The sequence below is a fragment of the Streptomyces sp. NPDC052687 genome (assembly GCF_040678395.1).
Classification (GTDB): Bacteria; Actinomycetota; Actinomycetes; order Streptomycetales; family Streptomycetaceae; genus Streptomyces.
Genome location: NZ_JBFATR010000098.1, coordinates 1 through 5,170 on the forward strand (window position 1 = coordinate 1; position 5,170 = coordinate 5,170).

The 5,170-nt window shown below is 70.7% G+C and carries 4 protein-coding genes; all 4 read right to left on the reverse strand.

Annotation, left to right across the window (positions count from 1 at the left end):
* Positions 1-260: 260 nt before the first annotated feature.
* The gene (gene groL, locus AB0K92_RS33385; protein ID WP_365929022.1) at positions 261-1,889 is read right to left on the reverse strand and encodes a chaperonin GroEL; all 1,629 of its coding nucleotides are present in this window, start codon (positions 1,887-1,889) and stop codon (positions 261-263) included.
* Positions 1,890-2,067: 178 nt separating this feature from the next.
* On the reverse strand, positions 2,068-2,217 hold the full coding sequence (locus AB0K92_RS33390) for a hypothetical protein (protein WP_365929023.1): 150 nt from the start codon (positions 2,215-2,217) through the stop codon (positions 2,068-2,070).
* Positions 2,218-2,335: 118 nt separating this feature from the next.
* Positions 2,336-2,941 (reverse strand): nucleotide exchange factor GrpE, encoded by a 606-nt coding sequence (gene grpE / locus AB0K92_RS33395; RefSeq protein WP_365929025.1) that lies wholly within the window; start codon positions 2,939-2,941, stop codon positions 2,336-2,338.
* Positions 2,938-4,848 (reverse strand): molecular chaperone DnaK, encoded by a 1,911-nt coding sequence (gene dnaK, locus AB0K92_RS33400; RefSeq protein WP_365929026.1) that lies wholly within the window; start codon positions 4,846-4,848, stop codon positions 2,938-2,940. Before dnaK ends, grpE begins: the two co-directional genes overlap by 4 nt.
* Positions 4,849-5,170 lie beyond the last annotated feature (322 nt).

Below are 5,170 nucleotides of genomic sequence, written 5' to 3' on the forward strand. Positions count from 1 at the left end.
GGGGGGGGCCCGCGGGGGGGGGGGGCCGCCGGGCGGGAGGGGCCGGCCAGGCGGGGGGATTGGCCGGGCGAGGGTGACCGGCCGGGCGCGCGGAGGCGCCCGGCGTGGTCGGAAGCCCGAGGCACCCGGCGCCCTCAGGGGCCGAGACGCCCGGCGTCAGGGAAGCCGGAGGTGCCGGGCGCCCTCGGATGCCCAGGGCACCCGGCCCCATCAGAGGCTCAGCGGCTCGGCGGCTCAGCGGCCCGAGACGCCCCTCGCCCTCAGACGCCGGCGCCGGCTCCGGCCGCCGCCGGGGCCTTCTTCGCCTCCGGCTTCTCGGCGACCACGGCCTCGGTGGTGAGGAACAGGCCCGCGATGGACGCCGCGTTGCGCAGCGCGGAGCGGGTCACCTTGGCCGGGTCGATGATGCCGTCGGCGAGCAGGTCGACGTACTCCCCGGTCGCGGCGTTCAGGCCGTGGCCGCGCGGCAGGGAGCGGACCTTCTCCACCACGACGCCGCCCTCCAGCCCGGCGTTGGCGGCGATCTGCCGCAGCGGAGCGGAGAGCGCGCGGCGCACCATCTCGGCGCCGGTCCACTCGTCGTCCCGGACGTCCATGTCCAGTTTTTCGAAGGCGTTCTCGGCGGCCTGGATCAGGGCCACCCCACCGCCGGGCACGATGCCCTCCTCGACGGCCGCCTTGGCGTTGCGCACGGCGTCCTCGATGCGGTGCTTGCGCTCCTTCAGCTCCACCTCCGTGGCCGCGCCCGCCTTGATGACGGCCACGCCGCCGGCCAGCTTGGCCAGCCGCTCCTGGAGCTTCTCGCGGTCGTAGTCGGAGTCGGTGCGTTCGATCTCGGCGCGGATCTGCTGCACCCGGCCCTGGATGGCCGAGCCGTCGCCGGCCCCGTCCACGATCGTCGTGTCGTCCTTGGTCACGACGACCTTGCGGGCCCGGCCGAGCAGGTCGAGGCCGGCGTTCTCCAGCTTGAGGCCCACCTCGTCGGAGATCACCGTCGCGCCGGTCATGACCGCCATGTCGCCGAGCATGGCCTTGCGGCGGTCGCCGAAGCCCGGCGCCTTGACCGCGACCGCCTTGAAGGTGCCGCGGATCTTGTTGACGACGAGGGTGGCCAGCGCCTCGCCCTCGACGTCCTCGGCCACGATCAGCAGCGGCCGGCTCTCCTTGACGACCTGCTCCAGCAGCGGCAGCAGGTCCTTGACGGCGGACACCTTGTGGCCGACGAGCAGGATGTACGGGTCCTCCAGGACCGCTTCCATGCGTTCCTGGTCGGTGACGAAGTACGGCGAGATGTATCCCTTGTCGAAGCGCATGCCCTCGGTGAGCTCCAGCTCCAGACCGAAGGTCTGCGACTCCTCGACGGTGATGACGCCTTCCTTGCCGACCTTGTCCATGGCCTCGGCGATGAGGTCGCCGATCAGCCGGTCGCCGCCCGCCGAGACGGCCGCGGTGTTGGCGATCTCCTCCTTGGTCTCCAGTTCCTTGGCCATTTCGAGCAGTTCGCCGCAGACCCGCTCGACCGCGAGGTCGATACCGCGCTTGAGAGCCATCGGGTTGGCGCCCGCCGCGACGTTCTTCAGCCCTTCCCGCACCAGCGCCTGGGCGAGGACGGTGGCCGTGGTCGTACCGTCACCGGCGACGTCGTCCGTCTTCTTGGCGACTTCCTGGACCAGCTCGGCGCCGATCTTCTCGTACGGGTCCTCGAGCTCGATCTCCTTGGCGATGGAGACACCGTCGTTGGTGATCGTGGGGGCGCCCCACTTCTTGTCGAGGACGACGTTGCGGCCCTTGGGGCCGAGGGTCACCTTGACGGCGTCCGCGAGCTGGTTCATGCCCCGCTCGAGACCGCGCCGCGCCGCCTCGTCGAACGCGATGATCTTCGTTGCCATCCTTCGGTTTCCTCCACATCGACATCCGCATCGATGCCGGCGGATCCGGGTGACGTCCGCGACGCACGCCCGTACGGCGGCACAGGGCCGCACGGGCCCGCCACCCGACTCAGCCGTTGGCACTCTCAACCTGAGAGTGCCAACTCCTTGATGTAACACGTGACCCTCGGCCAGGCAACTACCGGCGGTAGTGGAAGAGCGAACGGGTGTCCGCCGAAGGCAGCGGCAGCCGGGTCTGCCGGGAGAAGACCTTCCAGTCCTCGTAGAGGCCCGGGGCGAGGACAGCGGCGAGCAGGAGCAGAGGGATCACGACAGCGGATATCAGCACTGTTCCTCCTTTGTCCGTCATGCCTGCATGTGCGGATGTCTGCATGCCATATACACAGACGGCAGGGACGCTGACAAGCGGGAGGAAGGATGCTTGATATCGGCGGACTCAGGATGGGCTACGCGAGCGTCTGCGCCTCGCCGGGCGGTGGCGGTCCCGGTTCGGCGACATGCGCCTGGGCCGGCCGCAGCAGCTGGTCGCCGACCCGGTAGCCGGGGCGCAGGATCGCCGCGCAGACGGGGCGTTCGACCCGGTCGGAGCGCGTGCAGGAGACCGCCTCGTGCACGGCGGGGTCGAAGGGGTCGCCCGGCGCGCCGAAGGACCGCAGTCCCAGCGCGCCGAGTTCCTTCTCCAGCACCTCGGCGACGCGCCCGAACCCGCCGGTCACCTCGCCCTGCGCCCGCGCCTCGTCGATGGCGTCCAGGACGGGCAGGAGACCGGCGAGCACGTTGGCGACGGCGATCTCGCCGACCGCGCGGCGGTCCCGGCGCACCCGTGCGCGGTAGTGGTCGAACTCCGACCGCAGGCGTTGCAGATCCGCCGTGCGTTCCCGCAGGCGCGCGCGCAGGACGTCGGCCTCGCCGGGGGCGGCCGCGTCCGCGCGCGGGGCCGGCTCGACGGGGCCGGGGCGGCGGGGTTCCAGGCTGTTGCCCGGGCCGCGCCGCCTGTCCTCCCGGACGACCGACAGCGGACGTTCGCCGGGGCGGCCGGTACTGCGGGTCATCCAGTGCCCTCCTGCCGTTTGTCGTCGTCGACGATCTCGGCGTCCACGACGTCCTCGTCCTGCCCGCCGGTGCCGCCCTCGGCACCGGCGGTTCCTCCTTGAGCGCTCCGACCGCTCTGACCGCTCTCTCCGCCCTGTGCCTGCTGGGCCTGCTGGGCCTGCGCGTACATGGCGGTGCCCACCTTCTGGGCCGCCGTGGTGACCTTCTCGGCGGCCTGCCGCAGGGTCACTGTGTCCGTCGCCTCGGACTTCAGTGCCTCCTTCAGTTCCGTCAGAGCGCCCTCGACCTCGCCCCTGATGTCGGCGGGGATCTTGTCGGCGTTGTCGGTCAGCAGCCGTTCGGTCTGGTAGGCGACCTGCTCGGCCTGGTTGCGGGTCTCGGCGGCCTCGCGCCGGCTCCGGTCCTCCTCGGCGTACTGCTCGGCCTCGCGCATCATGCGGTCGATGTCGTCCTTCGGCAGCGAGGACCCGCCGGTGACCGTCATCCGCTGCTCACGTCCCGTGCCGAGATCCTTGGCGGAGACGTGCATGATGCCGTTGGCGTCGATGTCGAAGGCGACCTCGATCTGCGGGACGCCGCGCGGAGCCGGCGGCAGACCGGTCAGCTCGAACATCCCGAGCTTCTTGTTGTACGCCGCGATCTCCCGCTCGCCCTGGTAGACCTGGATCTGCACCGACGGCTGGTTGTCCTCGGCCGTGGTGAAGATCTCCGACCGCCGGGTCGGGATGGTCGTGTTCCGCTCGATCAGCTTGGTCATGATGCCGCCCTTGGTCTCGATGCCGAGGGACAGCGGGGTGACGTCCAGCAGCAGGACGTCCTTGACCTCACCCTTGAGGACACCGGCTTGCAGGGCCGCGCCGATGGCGACGACCTCGTCCGGGTTCACCCCCTTGTGCGGGTCCTTGCCGGTCAGTTCCCGCACCAGTTCGGTGACCGCCGGCATCCGGGTGGAGCCGCCGACCAGGATGACGTGGTCGATGTCGGACACCTTGATCCCGGCGTCCTTGATCGCGTTGTGGAACGGCCCCTTGCACCGCTCCAGCAGGTCCGCGGTCAGCTGCTGGAACTGGGCGCGGGTCAGCTTCTCGTCCAGGTGCAGCGGACCCTCGGCGGAGGCCGTGATGTACGGCAGGTTGATCGAGGTCTCGGAGGACGACGACAGCTCGATCTTCGCCCGCTCCGCGGCCTCCCGGAGCCGCTGTACGGCCATCTTGTCCTTGGCCAGGTCGACGCCGTACCCGTTCTTGAACTGTGTGACCAGGTGGTCGACGACGCGCTGGTCCCAGTCGTCGCCGCCCAGGTGGGTGTCGCCGTTGGTGGCCTTCACCTCGACCACGCCCTCGCCGATCTCCAGCAGCGACACGTCGAAGGTGCCGCCGCCGAGGTCGAAGACGAGGACCGTCTGGTCGTTCTCCTTGTCCAGGCCGTACGCCAGGGCCGCGGACGTGGGCTCGTTGATGATCCGCAGCACCTTGAGCCCGGCGATCTCCCCGGCCTCCTTGGTGGCGGTGCGCTGGGAGTCGTTGAAGTACGCCGGGACGGTGATCACCGCGTCCGTGACGTCCTCGCCCAGGTAGGACTCCGCGTCCCGCTTGAGCTTCTGGAGCACGCGTGCGGAGATCTCCTGGGCCGTGTACCGCTTGCCGTCGACGCTCCCGGTCTCGGGGAAGCGCCATTGGGCCTCGCCCATGTGGCGCTTGACGGAACGGATGGTGCGCTCGACGTTCGTGACGGCCTGGCGCTTGGCGACCTCACCGACCAGCACCTCGCCGTTCTTGGCGAAGGCGACCACCGACGGGGTGGTCCGTGCCCCTTCCGTGTTGGTGATGACCGTCGGCTCTCCGCCCTCCAGCACGCAGACGACCGAGTTGGTGGTGCCGAGGTCGATTCCCACTGCGCGTGCCATGGGTCCTCTCCTCCCCTCCGCGTCCACGACCCGGAGCAGATACACCTCACTGGGAGACTGGATAAGTTTCGTTCTGCGAATTGTCAATGAGCCCCGGTTCGCGGTCTCGTGGGCCGCCTGGGGGCTTTCGTGACCGGTGGCCCGCGGGCGCGGAGGGGCGCGTGGTCACACCCGCCACCGGTCCGTCCGGCGCAGCCACCGCAGCATCAGGCGCAGGAGCGCGTCGGGGTCGTCGAAGACCGGGGGCGCGGACCGCGCGGAGGCGGTCCGCCGGACCCGGACCGGCACGGGCCGGCCACCGGTCGCGCCCGGCGCCGGGGCG

Excerpts from the sequence above, each read along its gene's own strand:
- groL (WP_365929022.1), bottom strand. The coding sequence starts at position 1,889 with ATGGCAACGAAGATCATCGCGTTCGACGAGGCGGCGCGGCGCGGTCTC.
- grpE (WP_365929025.1), bottom strand. The coding sequence starts at position 2,941 with ATGACCCGCAGTACCGGCCGCCCCGGCGAACGTCCGCTGTCGGTCGTC.
- dnaK (WP_365929026.1), bottom strand. The coding sequence starts at position 4,848 with ATGGCACGCGCAGTGGGAATCGACCTCGGCACCACCAACTCGGTCGTC.